Source organism: Agromyces humi (assembly GCF_009720255.1).
Lineage (GTDB): Bacteria > Actinomycetota > Actinomycetes > Actinomycetales > Microbacteriaceae > Agromyces > Agromyces humi.
Map to the genome: position 1 here is coordinate 1 of NZ_WJSP02000052.1, position 15695 is coordinate 15695.

Consider the following 15695-nt stretch of genomic DNA (forward strand, 5'->3'; position numbering starts at 1 on the left):
CCCGAGGCGTCCGCGCCGTCCGAGGCGTCGGCGCGCGAGCCACGGGCCGAGGAGGCGGAGGCCGAGGCGTCCGCGTCCGCGCCCGAGGTCGCGCCGAGGCGCGACACGGCGTCCGTGAGGCGGAGGATGATGCTGTTGCTCCCCTGCTCGATGCGGGCCATCAGGCGGCGTCCGGCTTCTTCGGGAGCGGCTTCCATCCGGTGCGGAGCCGGTAGACAGGGGCGAAACGCTCCTGCTCGAGGCCTGCGTTGGCGGCCTTTGCGATGCGCTCGGCCTCCTTCTCCTGAAGAGGGGAGCTCGTCAGGTCCGGGTCGTCCCGGGTGAGGTACGTCGGCCCGGCCGCGCTGGCAACCGAAACCGCGAACTCTCTGGTGAACAGGTCGCCGTCGTGTTCGTCGAGCAGGTCCCTGGCGGCGTTGGCGATCCGCATGATCGCGTCGGGGTTCAGCAGCCCGTGTTCGTGGTTCTCGCCTTCGATGGCGGTGATGAACACGTTGGCGAGCTCGGCTGAGAGCATCAGGGCCTCCTGTGGGTGTCGTTCTGTCGGCACCCACATGCGCGGACCGCCTGGCATGTGTCCGGGCCGCGCATGGACGTTCCATGCAGAAGAACCCGATGTGGGAAGACGAACTGGACGCCGCTGGGTCGGTCCCGCTGGAGAGCAACGCGCTTCGCTCGGAACTGAGGGACGGCCGGATGGTCCGCGTCGTCGCCCCAGGCGGCCTGCGCACCATCATCGGCAAGGTCACCGAGGTCAAGGTCGACGCCGTCAGGGTCAGGGAGTTCAAGGTCGCGGGTATCACCGTCGACACGCGGTGGGCGGTGTACTCGACGGACGCGACTGTCGAGGTGGTCCCGGCGCCGGTCGAGCTCAGCAAGGAGGAGGTCCGAGACCTGATCGCGGACATGCAGAGCGACCCCGCAGTAGGGGCCGCGAGGTTGGCCGCTGTGGGTCTCCTCCGGCTGTGTGTTCGGACGATCGGTTTCGACCCGACGATCGGCCGGTCTGAGGCGACATACGGCGGCAAGAGCGCCGACGGGTGGATGCGGGAGCATTTCGCCGTGTCGAAGGTGAAGCGAGCCATCGACGAGCTCGTCGACGCCGGGGTGCTCCGGAAGGTTCGGATCGGCACATACCGCGACAAGTCGGTCGATACGAAGTACGTGTCGTTCCTCGGCTGCAAGGCAGGTTGGGTGACCTCGGACGGGTACAGCGAGCGGGTGGCAGCTGTGCGTGACGCTGCGGAGGACGCCCGTCGTGCGAAGCTTCGAGTGCAGGCGCAGCTGACGGTCGCCGAACGTCACGCCGACGAGGTGGAGGCGGAGTTCCAGCGGCTGCTGCGCGGCTGACCACGGACATGACGAAGCCCGGCGCCTCGAGGGGTGCCGGGCTTCGCTGTCGGCTAGGCGGTGTGCCGGTCGACGGCGTCGCCGGCGTCACGGATCAGTTGCACCACCGCGGCGGTGACGTTCGACCCGCCGATGTCGTACCCGTCGACGATATTCTGAGCTGCCCGGCGGAGCATCGCTCCTTGGCCGCGACCGCCGGGGAACGGGATGTTCGGGGCGGGGACGCTGATGGTGAGCACCTCGGTTCGCCCTACGTCGGTTGCGGTGTCCGCGGGCGCGCCGGCGAGGTCGACGAGGGTGGGGAACAGCTTCATCATGTCCGCCACGGTGCGGAGGAACGCGGACCCGCCGGGGATCTCGTTGTCGTCGTAGACGCTCGAGGCGAGGACGTACTCGTGCTCCGGGGAATCGGCGTCGGTGATGACGAGCTCTGCTGCGTTGGCGGAGACCTGCATCTGCCTGGGCGCCCAGCCGACGATCTGGTCGGCGAGTCGACGGGCCTCGGCGAGCAGCTCCGCGGTGGTGTCCGGGGTTTCCAGACGGTCGGTCCGCTCTTCCAGGCGGTCCTCGGTGAGGAACCGGCCTTCGCGGTCACTCATCGGGTTGCAGCCTTCGCTGCGATCTCGGCCTTGTGGTCGGCGTGCCAGCGACGGCGGGCGCCGCCGGAGGCGACGACGTCGGAGAGTTCGCCGCAGGAGCATTTTCCGCGACCCTCGCCGCTGGTGCCGCGATATCCGATACGGGCGCCGTTGTCGTTGAACGGGGCGCCCTCGTTTGCGAGGGTGTGCCCGGCGAGACGGGTGTTGGTGGGCATTCGGTCTCCTCGGGTTTCGTGTGCTCTGCCGACGTGGTCATGCGCGGCTTGTGCTTCGAGGTGCGCTTCCACCGCGTCGGCCGCGGCGCGGGGGCCGCCGATCCGGTTCCCTGCCCGGTCCCACATCGCGTCGGCGATCACCTCGGCCAGGCCGTCCAACGGGGCTGACTCGGCGAAGCTCACCCCGGCGTGTTCCCGGTCGGTGAGCTCGGCGACGAGGGCGCGGAGGTTGCTGAGCGCGACGGTTCGATCGACAGGGATGCCCGACCCGAGGCGGTGCGCTTCGCCGCGGACGGCGACCGCGAGGTCATCGAAGGAAAGTGCGTGGAGGTTCACGCGCCACCGATGGTCTCGACCTCGTCGGCGAGGAGGTGGAAGTACTGCCCGAGCCCAGACGCGAGGTTGTCGTCGCGGCCGAGCGCGCGAACCGCGTCGGAGACCATGTGAAGGTTGTGGGCGTGGTCGGCCAGGCTACGCAGTACCGCGACCATTTGGGCCGGCGTCGGCGCCGGGTCGCCGTGCAGGTTCACCTTGGAGGTGAGCGCCTGCTGGCGCAGGAGACGTCGGGCGGCGTTCTCCCCGACGACGGTCAGTGCATCACGTCGGATGGCGACGCGGTCTTCGGCGGTGGCGGCGCTCATGGCTGCTCCTCTCGGATGATGGCGGCGACCTGCTCGGCACCGACGGACTTGCCGAACTCGAGGTCGGACTCTCGGTGCTTCCCGGCCGTCTTCAGGTCGTTGGATGTGGCCGTCGCCTGCTTCGCGAACCGCTCAGCCTGCACGGCGGCCGTCTCACGGGCGTGCGCGGCCCCCTTATCGAACGCGCTGCGGAAAGCGAGGATCGTCGCCGGGTGCGTGAACTCGGAATCGGGGAACGCGACGATCGCCGCCTCGGACGGAACGTGCTGGTCGGCCATGACGGCTCCTTCGGAGGTTGGGGTGCGGCTGAACGATTCTGCCGGTCGCAGGTCGGTTCGTGTCTTCGACACCCTCATGCGCGGCATCGCCGACCACCCCCGAACCGGTCCTTCCCGTAGGAGTTGTGCAGACGGTACGCTCACGGCCATGACGAACCCCAGCGCGCCGCCGGCAGGTTGGTATGCCGACCCGTGGGGTGGGTCAAGTCTGCGATGGTGGGACGGTGCCCGGTGGACGGAGCACCTTTCGGTCAACCCTGCGCCGGCGATGCCGGGTGGAACCGTCACCCCTGAGCCGAAGCGGGTCGTGAGGCTCGAGGACTGGCAGCCAGGCGACGGCGGAATGCAGATCGAAGGGTCTTCGAAGGTCGGGCTGTGGGTGCTGACCGGGCTGGCCGGTCTGGTCGGGCTTGTGATCCTCTCCATCGCCGCGACGCAGTGGGCGAGCGGAACTCTATCGGGGTCGTACTAACCTGACCGTCCGCTGACGGTAGTCACGTCTATGACCCATAGGGTCTGGGCGTGCTCTCACCCGAACTGAACTCAGAAGCAAAGCGGATCGGCCGCCGCATCGGCCGGCGCATCCCGCTCGGCTTCGCCGACGACGTTACCGATGAAACGATCCGGCAGGAGATCTCACGGCACGTGCTGCCGTTGGCTGAATTGGTGGCGAAGGAGCGCCGGCCGTTCTGGCCGGCGATGATGATGCTCGTCGTCTGCTTCCTCTTCGCCGGGATTCTGATGGCCCAGTGGCAGGAGAACCCCGTGATGCGGGTGGCCGTCCTCGTCATCGTCGTCGCCCTGGTCGGCATGGGGGTGTTCGAGGTGTCGAAGGAGATCCTGAGCAGGAGGTCACAGGATCAGGCGGCGTCTGAGCTTGCTGAACGGCTGTACGAGCTCGCGTACACGTCTGCATGGAATGAGATCTTCCACCGCGACGAGCGTGGCGAGTATCAGACCAGCCAGGAGATCGTGAGGCCGCGGTTCCCGGCGCCGGATCCGATCTCGCTGTTCTCCTCGGTCAGCGATGTCCGGAAGTACACGGCGAAGTGGTTGAAGCACCTCGGCGCGATCGACGCCGGCCCGGCGACTGATGGCGCATTCCACCATGCTGAGTCTCGCGCCCTGATCGGGATGTCCCGCCTCGGGCTTCGAGGGGTTCGTGTTGGTGCTGCAACGCTGATCGAACTGTCGAACGCTGCGGACACCCGGATGGGTGTGCTGTTCACGAACGGCCGCATGCTGAAGCCGGCCGCGCTCGTAGCCGAGTCGATGGGGATCGCGGTGTTCCAGGTGTCGGTGGAGTCATCGGTGATCGCACCGCTGAACGATGTCGCGAAGATCCTGCTGCGCGCCGTCGAACACAACGTGGCACCGGAGATGGCACTGGCCTAGCGCGCGCTGCGCGCCGAGCTCCAGATTGCGGCGCGCGCGCTGCGTGTCAGCGGTCGCGGACTCGGCCGCCGATCCTCGCTGCCAGGTCGTCGAGCTCCTCGAGGATGTCGGTCGCCCCCCACACCCGGTTCCGCTGCCGGTCGGTGACCTGGTGGATGATGCCGTCCGCTTCCAGCCTGTCCATGGCGGTGTAGACGCTGGAGAGTGGGGATCCGGTGAGTTCGTGTGCTTCCTCGGTGGAGATGATCGGATGCTCGGCCAGCACGCTGAGGATCTTGGCCGCAGCCGAACCGGCCCGTGGTCGTGACTTCTCTCGCCATTCGTCTGGGAGCCGTGCTAGGCGGTCGGCTGAGAGTGCCGACTCCGTCGCTGCGATCGCCGACCCGGACGCGACGTCCGCGATGAACTCGTGCACGTCTCCGTCGCGGTATGCGTTCACGAGCGCGAAGTACCGGTCTCGTTCTGCGAGCATCGCGGATGCGACGGGCACGACGGTGTGGCGGGTGACGCCGCGGCGCCGCCAGATCGCGTTGATGAGTGCCCGGCCGACTCGTCCGTTGCCGTCGGTGAACGGGTGGATGGATTCGAACTGGGCGTGGGCGATGGATGCCTGGGTGATGGGGTCGAGGTCGTCGCGGTTCGCGAAGTCGATGAGGTCGGCCATGTAGGCCTCGACAGTTCCGGCTGGCGGCGGGACGTGGACGGCCCGGAGCGGGGAGTGGTCTGATCCGCCGATCCAGTTCTGGACGTCCCGGAGCCGGCCTGCGTAGGCGCGGTCGATCGGGTCCTCAGCCATGAGGATGGCATGGGCGTCGAGGATGTCCTCGAGCCGGATGACGCCGTGCTGGCCGGCACGGTCGATCATCTGCCCGAGCGCCTTCGTGGCAGCGACCATCGAGGTTGCGGATTCATTCGCGCGGATGCCGGCGTACGCGCGGGCGTAGTCGTCCATGCTGGCGTCGACTTCTTCGATGCGCGACGAGGCGACCGATTCGGTTCGCAGAAGGAGCGCGCCGAGCGCGCGAATGTGTCCTCGAGGGTCAGCGTCGACGGCAATGATGTCGCGAGTAGCCGCGTTGATCGACGCGGTCAACTCCGCGCCCGGGAGGTAGCGGAGCTCGGCGATGAACGGTGGGAGGGCGACGGTGATCTCGCGAAGTGTCCGGTCCTCGCGTGTTCCGTGTCGGCCGGTCTGCTGCCACCGGACTGTCTCGTGGGCGTGCGGCGGCCAGTCCGCTTCCCCGTCGGGATACATGGTCACATCTCCCCTAACTCGGAATAAGTATATCGTTATTCCGAGTTATCGCGCTATATCGGAATTAGCGCGCCGCTATTCCGACCTACGCGAGCGCGCCGCGAACATGGGGCGGTCGGGCTGGAGTTGCAGTGCAGGACAACGCCCCAACGGCCACGCGCGGCCGGACCGATTTAGCGGCGGGATGATCTCGTGGAGCTCTAGGGGTCTACCGTCAGTCGGGCCATGTCCGTCGGTCGGATCAACTGGGTCACGATGCCCAGAGCAGCGTCGACTACGACGGTGCCCCTGGTCGCGGGGTCCTCGAGATGGGCGAATGTGATCAAGAGATCTTCACCGCCTGCCGACTCCACCAGGATCGGTCGATAGTCGTCTCGTTTGCGGCCCCAGACCGGAAGCCTGTGGAGGAAGACGAACTTGAGTGGGAGGAAGGGGAGGCTCTCGTCGATCGCTGCCTGGACCGCGCCGTCCGGGGCGGTTGTGACTCCATCGCGATGCTCGGCGAAGACCTCACCGTCCTCTTCTTCGAGGCGCCACGATCGTCCGGGAAGGTCGACATGCACGCGCAGAGAAGTCGGTCCACCATTCGACTGCATGAAGCCCGTACCGGAGAACGCGATCTCTCGGCGCAGGCTGAGGACGTGGTCGAACACCTCAGGGGCGTCACCCGGGGACAGCAGAACGCCTGTCTTCATTCTGTCTCCTTATGTTCGTCGCGGCGCTAAAAGACGCCTGCTTCCTGCGCGTTGGGCCATTCGCAGTTCTTGGTGTTCCAGATCCGAAGGTACTGATAGCACTGAAAGCGCGGGGTGCTGCCGAGGTACCCGTTGAACGGGTAGGTCATGTCTTCCTCGGAGTCAGTGAACTCGTCGAAGTAGAACGCAATGGAATACTTCCCTTCGGTCCGATCAGTCCGATCAAGCCAGGATGTTCCCTTCAGCTGGTTGAGTGGCGTATAGAACTCCCACGTTTTCTCGTCCTCGGTGGTCGCTACGAGGAGACCCTGCATCCGCGACAGTTTCAAGTGGCCTTCGGCAGTGATGGGAATCCCCTGATCGTTGGTGATGCGATACGTGACCGAATGCTTCAACTGCTGCAAATCGAACTTCACGTAGACGGAGATGCTCCTATCCCAGAAGACCTCGCCTGTGCTCGGATTGTGCCTGAGGTATGGCTCGCTATAGGTGCAGTCCGCCGCATACTCATTGATGATCGTGCACTTCCAGGGTTTCGTCTCCGGGAGCTCTTCGCTCTCAGCTGACGAGGCTTGATCCAGACCCTCGGTCAGGCTGCGGCCGGCGATATTCGGGGCCTCACTGCTCTCCCTTCCCGGGATCGGCGCACCCTCTGGCTCGAGCCGAGTACCGTCCGCAAGTTCTGCCCACACCGTCACCGCGCGCGATGTGCACACGGCCGCCATCTCAGCGTCTGCCGGTACGTTCTTTGTCACTCGGTAGCGGTCAGCGAGGTCCCGACTCACAGAGAAGCAGTCCGCTGGCTCGGCTGCGTGCGCTGCGGACGGTGTGAGGGCCAGTGTTACGGCCATCGTCGCCGTCGCCATTCCTGAGATGAGAACCCGCATGACAGCTCCAATTGGTTGGGTAACCCGAAGCTACAGCCGCGCCGGTGCGGTGGAGACCCCATCTTCAGGGGCCACAGCCCGGGAACTAACCCCGCTCTCCACAGCGGGCCATCGACGTCGTCGCCTGCGAAGTCGTGCAGGGGCGGGGCGTGACGGATCCCGATGGTCGGGAGCTGCAGGTCGACAATTTCGCCACCCGTGAAGCGTGGCCCTTCGCCTACATCGAACCGGCCTGTTGCCCGGCGAGAATGTGCACCTTCACGCGGTGGTGTCCCCGTCGTCGATCTTCCGAATGGTCATCTCGACCTCGTAGTGCGCGAGTAGCTGCCCTTCGAAGCCGTACTGTGTGACGTACGCGGTGCCGGGGTCCGTCTCGGACGGCTCGTAGGTGAACCACCCGCTGAGTTCGTTCGCGTACGCGAGGTCGCCGACGATGATCTCGGCGGTCAGTTCGGTGGGGGCGGGCGCGTCCGGGTCGGTGACGTCGTACTCCATCGGGGTGCTCCTCAGTTCGGTGGTCTCTTCGCGCGGATCATGCGCGGGGGTGCACCAGGTGTTCGACGTGCACGCCGACAGCGAGAGCGTACCTGCGGATCAGCGACAGGGTCGGGTCGGCGTCGTACCGTTCGAACGCGGCGACGTCCTCCTTGGAGACGCCCATCCGTTCCGCGACGGTGCCGGCGGACAGGCCGGCGTGGATGCGGGCTCGGATGAGTTCGCGGTGGAAGGTGCCGTCCCCTTCGACGAGCAGCTCGGCCAGTTGCTCGACATCCGACATCGAGGGCGAGGCGGCCGGTGTGATCGATCTGACGCACTCGAGGACGAGGTCCAGCCACTCGGCGGCGTTCAGCGTGGGGCCGGTCACCTTCATGCCGCGACCAACACGCTTGTACCAGCGCACCTCCACCCCGGATTTGAAGTGCCGGAAGTTGGGCCGGACGATGACACACGCAGGGTCGTGGTCGTTCGTGGCGTACCAGGCGGCGCTGAGCGGAGCGTGGCTGCAGGTGCACGCAGAGAGGATCCCAGGTCCGGTGATCCCGTGTTCGGCGGCGAACTTGGCGAGCCGGTCCGCGTCGACCTCCCAGGCGTCGTCGCCGAACTTCTCGATGATCGCCTGTTGGAAGCAGTGCTCCGCGTGCGGGTGGGCGCTCTCCCATTCCCAGGCGCGGAACTCATGCCCGCAATCGCAGTCATCCATCGAGTACGAGTGCATCTCGAACACGCCGTTGGTGAACTCAGCGCCGTACCCGGCGCTCAGAAAGTGACCGGACTCCCCTGTCGCCCTGATGATCTCCTCACTGATCGTGACGAGATGCGAGGAGATGGACTGCTCGGAGACGCGGAGTGCGCGCTCGAGGGTTTCGGAGTCGGCGGTCATGCCATCGTCATGCGCGGCCGGCGAAGATCCGGCGGATCTCGCGGGCTTCCTCGAGTGCGTGCCGGGCGTCGTCCAAGGCGCGGTGGTTCGACCCGGACAACGGGATGATCGGCTCGCCGGTGGTCTCGAGGCTGACGTGCCGGAACACGTCCGTGGAGAAGATGCGCCGGTCGGCGAACAGCCGCCTCAGCTTCGGGGTGCGCCGCTCGAGCACGTGCATGTCGGAGTGCCAGACGCCGGAGCCGGCGAGGATGAGCGGGCCTCCGTCACGTCGCCGCTGCGACTTCAAGCGCGTGATGATTTGCTGCTCGGCGTCCGCGACAGACGGGAGCGTCCCGGCGGCGCGGGCCGCGACGAGCTCGTCGATCAGCCCGTTGGTCGTGTGCATGTCCCGGACGATCGGGGTGTCCAGCATGTGCTGCCACGCCCGGTCAGACGCTTCGACGAGCAGCTGCTGTTCGAACATCACCTGCAGGTCCACTGTCGTGCCGATCAACCCGAACTCGATGATGTCGTCGACGTCGGTGAGCCCGGTGCATTCGAGGTCGAGGAACACGTAGTGGAGACGCGGCGCGGGATCAGTCACAACGGTTGGACATGCGGCGCCAGCCGACCGCGCATGATGGGTGCATGGAGACCCTGCTATCGATCGACGCGTTCCCCGGCGACAAGCCGCTGCTCGCGTGCGACTTCGACGGGGTGCTGAACCTGTTCCCGGAACCTGCCGGGCAGTTCGTCCGCAACGCCGAACCGCCTGCAGGTGCAGAGCGGCGCCGAGTGCGGACCGCGCACGGTGAGAAGTACCTGATCGACTTCTACCCGGAGATCGTGGCGGAGCTCGACGAGATCGTCCGGTCCGGCGTGGCAGAGCTCGGATGGTTGACCACTTGGGGCCCCAACATCCGCGCCGTCATCGAGCAGGCGTTCGACGGGAAGCTCTCCGGCGGGTTCGTGCTGAAGAAGCAGCCGCCGAAGTTCCGCGGGTTCCGTCCTGCGGACTGGAAGCTCACCGGGCTTCGCGACCGCGTGGCGGTAACAGGGCAGCCGTGGGTGTGGCTCGACGACGAGGTGATCCTCGCCGAGAAGGTCACCAACCCCGGTTTCAACGAGTCGTCGGTCGGGTCGGCACCCGGCATGTTCATCATCCCCGACCAGGCGGTCGGGATCACCGCTGAGGACATCGCCGCGATCTGGCAGTTCATCGAGACGACACGGGCAGCCGCGTGAGCGCCGACAGTCGGTGGACGGAAGAGGACCGTGTTGCGTTCCTCCTCCGCCACGAACCGGGCGCGTCACCCGAACGGATCGCCACCCTGAGGGCTGGACGGTGGGACGACGCCAGCATCGACATGGCGATCGACTTCGGCGGCTGACGGGCGCCAGCGCCGGCCGGGATCAGGCGCCCATCGCTTGCTTGCCGGCACCCCTGAGCGACTCCGCGTATGCGCGAGCGGAGGTCCGCCAAAGCAGAAACGTCGCCGTCCCCGCGAACGCGAGACCGACGAGGACGAACGCGTACCCGAGAACCAGGAACACGATCTGGACGGCGACGACCGCCAGAACGACAAATCGAGGCCAGCCTGCGCCACGCCACGCGCCGACGGCAGACGCCAGCTGGCCGAGTCCGAGTACCGCAGTGGAGATCAAGAGCGTCGCATAGCCCGGCTCGGTCAGCCAAGCCCGGCCGACCATGGTCGTGAACACGATCGGGAGCAGGAAGAAGACCCCGCCCATGATCAGCAGCCCTGCAGCCCACAAGGTCGGCAGCGGCCGCTGAGCCTTGGCATAGCTGAGCTCGAAGTTCATTCCGACCCGTCCCGCGTGAGGTTGATCGGTGCGGCGATAAGGAGTATCGCGACCGCGACTGACGTGGTGACAGGTCGCCCCGGTGATGATCGCGTCGTGACTGATTGCCGCGGCGGCGGCGGCGGCTTGAACTCCCTGCCAACCATCATCCGTCCGCCCTCTCCCCAGGTCGTCTTCGTACTTCATACCGCGAACCCATCCGTTCGTGGAGGTTTGGCCGGCAGCAGTTTCGGCAACCGTGCTACCGCGCATGTACGCGTCATGGACGACGGCTACCCAACCAGCGAGGACCTCGAGCGCATCCACGGTTTCCGCGGGAGCCCGGAGCAGCTCGTCGAGCTCATCTCGGGCCTCTGGCGACCGGAGGATTTCGTAACGGTCACCCCGGGAGACGATGCCGTGAAGGTTCGGTTCGTGACCGGCGGCTGGTCGGGAAACGAGGAGCTCATCGGGGCGCTCGACCGGACGATGCTGCGTCTGTTCTGGTCGAAGTCGGAGCGTGGCGGGTTGCACGAGTACGAGATTCCGGTGGGGATCTGGGGTCATGAGTTCGACCTTCGGTTCCCTGCCCCGAAGTGCGGGCATTGCGGGCGCGAAATCTGATTCACAAGGGGTCAGCGTCCCCGCCGGGTTCGGCGCGTCGCGGTTCGACCGCGCTGGTGGCCGCGGGAGGGTGGGATCACCCATGAGCACCATCAACCCGACCCACACCCGTACCCGCCCGCTGCATCACCAGGGTGGATCCTCGACCCGCTACCAGGTCTCCCGCCCGCTCGACAACGGTTGGCGTGAACGTACCGTCCCGATCGCTGAGATCCACCGGATCGCTCGTGAGAACCGTCGGCGCCGACGTCAGACCCGGGTTATCTACCCGGCTCTGTTCGGGGCGTTGGCTTCGATGACGATGGCCGCGATCTACCTGATGGCCAGCGCACCGATCTGACGTCGCCGCGCATGGATGGACCATGCGAGCGAACCTGTTTTCGAAGATCAACCCGAACCTGTTCAGGCAGGGTGACATGTGGGTGTCCGGCGACGGATATCAGCACACGATCTCCGACCCGGAAGACTTCTCCGACGCGCACCTGGCGAACACGATCTGGATGCTCGAGCAGAACGCCTTCGTCCTCTGGGTGGTCGCCGGGCACCTCGAGGGTGCCGGTGCCGCTGTCTCCTACGAAGGGGAGGAGGTCGCCGACCCGCTGAACCTGTCGGCGCGCGCTTGGCTGGATGGGACGGTCCTCATGAAGGCGCTCCGGTTGGAGCTGGCGAGCCGCGATGCTGGCGCGACGATCGCAAGGTGGCGATCGATCCGCGGTACTCGCGTCCAGTTGGTGGCCGCAGGGGCAAGCCGCCAATCCTGAGCCACGACCACACGAAACACGCGGGATCGGCGGTTCGTCTTCCCCAGGCCATTCAAGACGGCTGGGATGCTCGACCAACCATGACCGATCAGCTCTCCGAACGCATGCGCGACTCCTACCTCGACGTCGTTGCACCAGCCCCAGTCCGCCGGAACCAGGACGACGAGTGGTGGGACGAGTTCGTAAGGTCGCTGCAGCCGGCGAAGCCGAGGTTCTCCAAGCGGCTGGGTGCGCTGCTGCTCTCGATGTTCATCGTGATCGTCGCGGCGTTCGTCGCCGTCGCCGCCGATGTCTAGGCGATGCTGACCGGGACGTCCGCGGGGAGGAGGCCGAGTGTGGCTTTCGTGTGCACACCGACGGTCCATGCGCCCAGCTGTGTGCCGAGGGTGATGTAGCTGGCGCGGTCGTCGAGGAGCATGTCAGGGACGATGTCCTTGATCTTCCCGGCCTTGCTGCCGTGTCCGCGTTCGATCATCGTCAGGTGCGGCAGGTCGATGTGGTCGAGGATCGCCTTGTTCGACTCGAAGTCTCCGTTGGAGAGGACCAGCTGCGTGGCGCCGACCCGGTCGAATGCTGGGACCAGGTCACCGGCGATCCAGGATGCGGACACCTCGGCGATCGCACGGTCGATGTACAGGCCTCGGCGTTCCGCGATCATCTCCGCCGGGGTGTCGACCGGTGCGCCCTGGCTGGCGAGCCGTTCCCAGGTCACCTCCTCCGGGGTTCCCATCACCAGGTCGAACCAGCCGGCCTCCGGGGTGTAGCCGCGGCGGGTGAGGAGTTCGAGGATGGTCTGCTGGTGCAGGTGCTCGGTGTCGACGATGGTGCCGTCGAAGTCCCAGACGATGACGGCGTCGCGGGCGTGGAGGATCGTCCGCTCACGCTCGGAGGAGGTGGGCCAGGTGGTGCGGGTGTGCATGTGTTGGAGCCATGCGGCGGGGCCGGGCTCAGCGCTCCCCGGCGATGTAGCGGTAGCCGTCAGCGCGACCTTCCGGCAGTTCCTTCCACGCGGACTTCATGTTGATCGATCCGGGCTGGAAGTCGCGGATGACGCCGCCGCGACGCTCCAGGTCGATCATGTACTGGCTGCCGTGCTCCGACGTGATTCCGCCGGCGCCGTCCGGCGCCCACAGGTACCCGTTGACGATGCCGTGCTCGCGCTGGATGTCCGTGGCGAAGAAGACGCACCCGAAGGTGTCCTTGCGGTTCTCCGGGCCGTAGAAGTTCGGGCCTTCGAACAGGAACGCGTGGGTGAACCCGCGGTCCTCGTAGATCTCGTCGCCGTCCTCGTCGTGCCCGATGACCTGCGGAGGGGTTTCCTCCTCGTCGATCATCGTGGCGAACACCTCAGCGGTGACCGGGTCGGCGGCGGGGACGATCGCGGCCTTCTCGTCGAAGATCGCGGCGAGCTTGTCCTGCTTGCCGTAGCCGTTCTCGACGGCGAGGAAGGTGGGGGTGGATGCGTTCCAGCCCTTTGTGCGGCTGCCCTTGATGAGGAACGCGCCGTGGCCGCTGGAGCGGAGCTCGGCGATCTTCACGGTGTGCTCGATCTGCACGAGGGCGGTGAACGGCTTGCCGGACTGCTCGAGCTCGGCCGCCTTCTCGCGGGCGGTGTCGCGCTCCTCGTCGGTGAAGAGTGCGGCCGCGGCGGCCTTCATGTTGTCGGCGTGCGGGAGCGCGCCCATGTGCACCACGGTGCGGACGAAACCGGAGTTCTCGTTCGGGAGGGTCTTGATCGGGTTCGTCGACTCTGACTCGACGTTGTAGAGGCCCTTCGTGTACGAGGGGACCGCAGCGAACCGGTGGTCTTCCGGGCGTGCGTGCGCGCCGGCGGCGAGGGTGACGCCGGCGGCGGTGTGCTCGTGGCCGGCGAAGAGGCCCTTGGTGTCGTGGAAGTTGCCGTGGGCGTCGGTGATGGTCATACGGGAGTGAGTGTGCGGCGGGTTCAGCGCAGCCCGGCCTCGCTCCGCCATGCCTTCTGCTCGCGCTTCTTCGCGGCCTTCTTCGACGGCCGCTTCTGCGCCTTCGTGTTGTGGCAGGAGCAGCCGTCGTACGAGAGTCCGTCGGTGGTGTGGTTCCTGGCGTTCTTCAGCATGGTGTTCTCCTTCGTCGTCTACCTCATGCGCGGAGCGCCCGAAGCTGCTCGCAGCGTTACTTCACGGAGGCGGTCGGTGTGCTCACCCAGACGGTGTCCTGGTAGCCGAGCTTCGCCCCGGTGACCCGGACGGTGATCTGCTTCCCAAGGTCGGCGGCGACCAGCGTGTAGGTGCGCGCGGTCGCGTCGGCGATCGGCACGCCGCTCCGGAGCCACTGGTAGGTGACGGTGGTCGGGAACGGTGTCCAGTCCACTCCGAGGTACGCGGTGAGCTTCTTCCCGACGGCGGCGGTGCCGGAGATGGTCGGCTTCGTGGTGCCGGTCATCACCTCCTGTCCCTTGGTCGGCTCTCCGGCTGCGCTCGTCCAGATCCGGGTTTCCACCTGGTTGCGGTTGCCGGTGATCTGGACGGTGAGGACGTGCCCGGCGTCCTCGAGGGTCTGCAGGTAGGTGGTTCCGGTGGCGCCGGGGATCGGCTGCCCGTCGCGGAGCCACTGGTACGCGAACGTGGTCGGGTACGGCGTCCATCCCTTGCCGGGCGCTGCGGTGAGCGTCTTCGTGTACCTGCGCTCACCGGTGATGGTGGGAAGGTCATCGCCGACGAACTGGTCAGAGCCGACGGTGGCGGCCCCGCCGACGCTCTTCCAGGTGCGGGTCTTGTAGCCGGTCTGGAGCGCCCCGACCTCGACGGTGAGGGTGTGCCCGATGTCCGTCAGCGTCTGCCGGTACGTGGTGCCGTTCGCTCCTGGGATGGCAACGCCGTCCCGGTACCACTGGAACGTGTACGACTTCGGGGTCGGAGCCCAGTCGGCGCCGGGAACGCCGGTGAGGGTGACGTAGGACTGGCGGTTTCCCGCGATGGTCGGTAGGGCGGCTCCGGTGAACGTGGGCTGCTGCACCGTGGTGGTCGTGTCGGAGCTCGTCCAGGTTCGCGGCGCGTACCCGGCCTTCGCGTAGGTGACGGCGACCGCGGTGTTCGTGCCCTGGTCCGCTTCCGCGAGCGTGTAGGTCCGGGCGGTGGCGCCGACGATCGGCTGCCCGTTCCGGAACCACTGGTAGGTGATGGTGTCCGCGACCGGAGCCCAGCCGCTGAACATGGCGGTGACGGGGGTGCCGACTTGGCGGGTGCCGTAGATGGTCGGGAGGGTCTCGCCTGAGAACGTCGGCGTGCCGGAGATGGCGATGGTGTCGCTGGTCCAGGTTTTCGTCCTGTATCCGGGGCTGCTGCCGGTCACGTTCACCCGGATCTGCGCGGACTGGTCCGCGGCGGTGAGCAGGTACGTCTTGGCGGTGGCACCGGCGATCGGCTGGCCCGCGCGAAGCCACTGGTACGTGACGGTGGCCGGGACCGGCGACCAGTCGGCGCCGAGGTTCGCGGTGAGGATCCGGCCGGCCTGTGCGGCTCCGGAGATCGTAGCCTTGGCAGTCCCGGTGAACGACGGGATGTCCTGCACGGAGGTCTGGTTGCTGGTGAGGGTTCGGTCGGTGTACCCGTCGAGCTTCGAGGTGATGGCGACACTGATGCGTCCGTACGCGTCTGAGTCGGTCAGCGTGTAGGTCCTCCCGGTCGCGCCGGCGATCGGGTACCCGGTCTGGTACCACTGGTAGGTGTACGAGCTCGCAGCCGGGGACCAGTCGGAGCCCGGGTTCGCAGTGACCGTCTGACCGACCTGTGCAGTGCCGGTCACGGTCGGGACGGCCGTGCCGGTGAACTGCAACGGTCCGGCCGCGGTG

The 15695-nt window shown here is 66.8% G+C and carries 23 protein-coding genes and 1 pseudogene; 8 read left to right on the forward strand and 16 right to left on the reverse strand.

What is annotated here, in order from left to right; all coding sequences use genetic code 11:
• Window positions 1–160: 160 nt before the first annotated feature.
• Entirely contained in the window at window positions 161–517 is a 357-nt protein-coding gene (locus GH736_RS07095) for a hypothetical protein (protein WP_159601597.1), read from the reverse strand.
• An 83-nt stretch (window positions 518–600) separates the two neighbouring features.
• Here GH736_RS07095 and GH736_RS07100 point away from each other — a divergent pair, with 83 nt between their 5' ends.
• Window positions 601–1350, forward strand: a complete 750-nt coding sequence (locus GH736_RS07100; protein ID WP_159601599.1) for a hypothetical protein — start codon at window positions 601–603, stop codon at window positions 1348–1350.
• 53 nt (window positions 1351–1403) lie between these two features.
• Here GH736_RS07100 and GH736_RS07105 read toward each other — a convergent pair whose 3' ends face one another.
• From GH736_RS07105 to GH736_RS07120, 4 genes are read right to left on the reverse strand one after another with little or no spacing between them, the layout of a single operon-like run.
• Window positions 1404–1949 carry a hypothetical protein gene (locus GH736_RS07105; protein WP_159601601.1) on the reverse strand — a complete coding sequence of 182 codons (546 nt, stop codon included), beginning with the start codon at window positions 1947–1949 and terminating at the stop codon, window positions 1404–1406.
• The gene (locus GH736_RS07110; protein ID WP_159601603.1) at window positions 1946–2500 is read right to left on the reverse strand and encodes a hypothetical protein; all 555 of its coding nucleotides are present in this window, start codon (window positions 2498–2500) and stop codon (window positions 1946–1948) included. Before GH736_RS07110 ends, GH736_RS07105 begins: the two co-directional genes overlap by 4 nt.
• Window positions 2497–2805 carry a hypothetical protein gene (locus tag GH736_RS07115; protein ID WP_159601605.1) on the reverse strand — a complete coding sequence of 103 codons (309 nt, stop codon included), beginning with the start codon at window positions 2803–2805 and terminating at the stop codon, window positions 2497–2499. The genes GH736_RS07110 and GH736_RS07115 overlap by 4 nt, the downstream gene beginning before the upstream one ends.
• Window positions 2802–3083 (reverse strand): hypothetical protein, encoded by a 282-nt coding sequence (locus tag GH736_RS07120; RefSeq protein ID WP_159601607.1) that lies wholly within the window; start codon window positions 3081–3083, stop codon window positions 2802–2804. Before GH736_RS07120 ends, GH736_RS07115 begins: the two co-directional genes overlap by 4 nt.
• A 148-nt stretch (window positions 3084–3231) precedes the next feature.
• Here GH736_RS07120 and GH736_RS07125 point away from each other — a divergent pair, with 148 nt between their 5' ends.
• Window positions 3232–3555, forward strand: a complete 324-nt coding sequence (locus GH736_RS07125; RefSeq protein ID WP_159601609.1) for a DUF2510 domain-containing protein — start codon at window positions 3232–3234, stop codon at window positions 3553–3555.
• Window positions 3556–3605: 50 nt separating this feature from the next.
• Entirely contained in the window at window positions 3606–4478 is an 873-nt protein-coding gene (locus GH736_RS07130; protein WP_159601611.1) for a hypothetical protein, read from the forward strand.
• Between the two features lie 46 nt (window positions 4479–4524).
• On the opposite strand, the gene GH736_RS07135 is transcribed toward GH736_RS07130, so the two are convergent.
• The 6 genes from GH736_RS07135 to GH736_RS07160 all read right to left on the reverse strand — a co-directional run bounded on the left by GH736_RS07135 (window position 4525) and on the right by GH736_RS07160 (window position 9282).
• Window positions 4525–5733 carry a Fic family protein gene (locus tag GH736_RS07135; RefSeq protein WP_159601639.1) on the reverse strand — a complete coding sequence of 403 codons (1209 nt, stop codon included), beginning with the start codon at window positions 5731–5733 and terminating at the stop codon, window positions 4525–4527.
• A gap of 200 nt (window positions 5734–5933) precedes the next feature.
• Window positions 5934–6428, reverse strand: a complete 495-nt coding sequence (locus GH736_RS07140; protein WP_159601613.1) for a hypothetical protein — start codon at window positions 6426–6428, stop codon at window positions 5934–5936.
• 26 nt (window positions 6429–6454) lie between these two features.
• Complete coding sequence (locus GH736_RS07145; protein ID WP_159601615.1) at window positions 6455–7315, reverse strand: hypothetical protein; 861 nt, start codon at window positions 7313–7315, stop codon at window positions 6455–6457.
• A 258-nt stretch (window positions 7316–7573) separates the two neighbouring features.
• Entirely contained in the window at window positions 7574–7810 is a 237-nt protein-coding gene (locus GH736_RS07150; protein ID WP_159601617.1) for a hypothetical protein, read from the reverse strand.
• A 37-nt stretch (window positions 7811–7847) separates the two neighbouring features.
• Window positions 7848–8696, reverse strand: a complete 849-nt coding sequence (locus GH736_RS07155) for a helix-turn-helix domain-containing protein (RefSeq protein WP_159601619.1) — start codon at window positions 8694–8696, stop codon at window positions 7848–7850.
• A gap of 7 nt (window positions 8697–8703) precedes the next feature.
• Window positions 8704–9282, reverse strand: a complete 579-nt coding sequence (locus tag GH736_RS07160; RefSeq protein ID WP_159601621.1) for a 3'-5' exonuclease family protein — start codon at window positions 9280–9282, stop codon at window positions 8704–8706.
• A 44-nt stretch (window positions 9283–9326) separates the two neighbouring features.
• Between GH736_RS07160 and GH736_RS07165 the strand changes: the two genes are divergently transcribed.
• Complete coding sequence (locus GH736_RS07165; RefSeq protein ID WP_159601623.1) at window positions 9327–9923, forward strand: HAD domain-containing protein; 597 nt, start codon at window positions 9327–9329, stop codon at window positions 9921–9923.
• A 168-nt stretch (window positions 9924–10091) separates the two neighbouring features.
• Here the strand turns inward: GH736_RS07165 and GH736_RS07170 are convergent, their stop codons facing one another.
• Window positions 10092–10688, reverse strand: a complete 597-nt coding sequence (locus GH736_RS07170) for a hypothetical protein (RefSeq protein WP_159601625.1) — start codon at window positions 10686–10688, stop codon at window positions 10092–10094.
• 75 nt (window positions 10689–10763) lie between these two features.
• Here GH736_RS07170 and GH736_RS07175 point away from each other — a divergent pair, with 75 nt between their 5' ends.
• The 4 genes from GH736_RS07175 (at window position 10764) to GH736_RS07190 (ending at window position 12162) form a co-directional block, all read left to right on the forward strand.
• A complete protein-coding gene (locus GH736_RS07175) occupies window positions 10764–11105 on the forward strand; it encodes a hypothetical protein (RefSeq protein WP_159601627.1) in 342 nt (113 codons plus the stop codon).
• A gap of 82 nt (window positions 11106–11187) precedes the next feature.
• Entirely contained in the window at window positions 11188–11445 is a 258-nt protein-coding gene (locus GH736_RS07180; RefSeq protein WP_159601629.1) for a hypothetical protein, read from the forward strand.
• Between the two features lie 22 nt (window positions 11446–11467).
• Window positions 11468–11866 carry a hypothetical protein gene (locus tag GH736_RS07185; protein WP_159601631.1) on the forward strand — a complete coding sequence of 133 codons (399 nt, stop codon included), beginning with the start codon at window positions 11468–11470 and terminating at the stop codon, window positions 11864–11866.
• A gap of 80 nt (window positions 11867–11946) precedes the next feature.
• The gene (locus GH736_RS07190) at window positions 11947–12162 is read left to right on the forward strand and encodes a hypothetical protein (protein ID WP_159601633.1); all 216 of its coding nucleotides are present in this window, start codon (window positions 11947–11949) and stop codon (window positions 12160–12162) included.
• On the opposite strand, the gene GH736_RS07195 is transcribed toward GH736_RS07190, so the two are convergent.
• The 4 genes and pseudogenes from GH736_RS07195 to GH736_RS07205 form a co-directional block, all read right to left on the reverse strand.
• Window positions 12159–12785 (reverse strand): HAD hydrolase-like protein, encoded by a 627-nt coding sequence (locus tag GH736_RS07195; protein WP_159601635.1) that lies wholly within the window; start codon window positions 12783–12785, stop codon window positions 12159–12161. The genes GH736_RS07190 and GH736_RS07195 overlap by 4 nt on opposite strands.
• Before the next feature lie 28 nt (window positions 12786–12813).
• Complete coding sequence (locus GH736_RS07200; RefSeq protein WP_159601637.1) at window positions 12814–13788, reverse strand: hypothetical protein; 975 nt, start codon at window positions 13786–13788, stop codon at window positions 12814–12816.
• Window positions 13789–13811: 23 nt separating this feature from the next.
• The gene (locus tag GH736_RS24475) at window positions 13812–13961 is read right to left on the reverse strand and encodes a hypothetical protein (protein ID WP_203230668.1); all 150 of its coding nucleotides are present in this window, start codon (window positions 13959–13961) and stop codon (window positions 13812–13814) included.
• Window positions 13962–14017: 56 nt separating this feature from the next.
• A pseudogene (locus tag GH736_RS07205) lies at window positions 14018–15695 on the reverse strand (hypothetical protein); the annotation flags it as partial.